This window comes from Curtobacterium sp. B18 (assembly GCF_000333375.1).
GTDB lineage: Bacteria > Actinomycetota > Actinomycetes > Actinomycetales > Microbacteriaceae > Curtobacterium.
Map to the genome: position 1 here is coordinate 1 of NZ_BACZ01000759.1, position 1,332 is coordinate 1,332.

General features: G+C 70.8%; 2 protein-coding genes. One reads left to right on the forward strand and one right to left on the reverse strand.

Translation table 11 applies throughout. The features are described 5' to 3' along the window. Positions 1-251 (forward strand): hypothetical protein (locus I5E_RS25850; protein ID WP_042724113.1); only part of this gene is annotated, 251 nt, incomplete at its 5' end. Positions 252-334: 83 nt separating this feature from the next. Here I5E_RS25850 and I5E_RS20165 read toward each other — a convergent pair. Continuing rightward, positions 335-1,267: an NADP-dependent oxidoreductase gene (locus I5E_RS20165; protein ID WP_022908571.1), complete on the reverse strand. Its 933-nt coding sequence runs from the start codon at positions 1,265-1,267 to the stop codon at positions 335-337. Positions 1,268-1,332: the final 65 nt, after the last annotated feature.

A 1,332-nucleotide genomic window follows, 5' to 3' on the forward strand; every position in this document is an offset into this window, starting at 1 on the left:
GTTCTCTGGGACCGGAGCGGACCGGCGCTACGGATCCGGAGTCGCTCGTCCGCGCGGTTGCGAAGACGTGGAAGCAGCACGACTACGACGTCGCGATCAAGCAGGACACGATAGACGACGGTCGGCCGCTCTGGTCAGCTGTCACCACAGGGCAGGCGGTCGAATCGATCTCGATCAACGCCAGCCCTCGACGCGTATCGATCGAGGTGCAGTCGGCGTGCGGCGCTGGCGACATCGCAGACTACGAATGAGCGAAGGACAACGCCACCGCTGAACAGCGAGAGGCGCGGCACCAACCAGCACCGCGCCTCCCGTCCGTCACGGGTTCTTCACCTCACCACGTCAACACGAACCGCCCCCGCGTCCCCCCAGCCTCGAGCCGCTCATGCGCCTCCGCAGCCCGCTCCGCTGGCAGCACCTCCGCCACCCGCGGCGTCATCGTCCCACTCTCCACCGCGTGCCGCAGCTGGTCGAGCTTGTCGAACGACCGGTACTCCGAGAACACCATGACCTGCTCGAACCGGATGCCGCGAGCGCCGTTCCCTTCCCACCCCCGCACGTCGAGGAACACTCCCCCGTCACGCACGGCATCCACGACCTCAGACCGCTGCACCGCGGCATCGGCGAGCGCATCGACCCCGTCCGGCACGAGCTCTCGCACCGCGACCGCGAACGAGGACCCGCGCGCCACGATGTGCGTCGGACCGAGCGAGCGTACAAGCGCTTCGTCCGCCGGCGCAGCGTCCGCGATGACGGTCAGCCCAGCGGCGACGGCCAGCTGCACCACGTAGTTGCCGAGCAACCCGGCAGCCCCGGTCACGGCGAGCGTCTGCCCGGGAGCGAGCCCCGCCCTCGAGAGGATCTGCAACGCCGTCAGCCCGTTCATCGGCACGGTGGACGCGAGCGGGAGCGACGTCCCCCGAGGGATCCGCGTGAACGACCCGACCGGCGCGACGAGCTCCTCGACGTACGCACCGCCGTGGGCGCTGAGCGGCAGCGCCATCGCCATGACCTCGTCACCGACCTCCCAGCCGGACACGTCGGGCCCGACCTCGTCGATGACCCCGGCCGCGTCCATCCCCGGCACGTACGGCGGCGATGCCTGCGAACTGTCCCGCTCTCCGGCACGGACGCCGGTGTCGGTGGGGTTCACGGCGAACGCCTGCACCCGGATGCGCACCGACCCTGCGCCGGCGTGCGGCTCCGGGACCTCGTGGACGGCGAGGGCCTCGGGCCCTCCCAACTGTTCGACTCCGACGACCTTCACCCGTCCGGTCTACCGGACGTCGACCGTCCGCACTCAGCGAGCGGACCGGCGGCGGGGATCGGGAC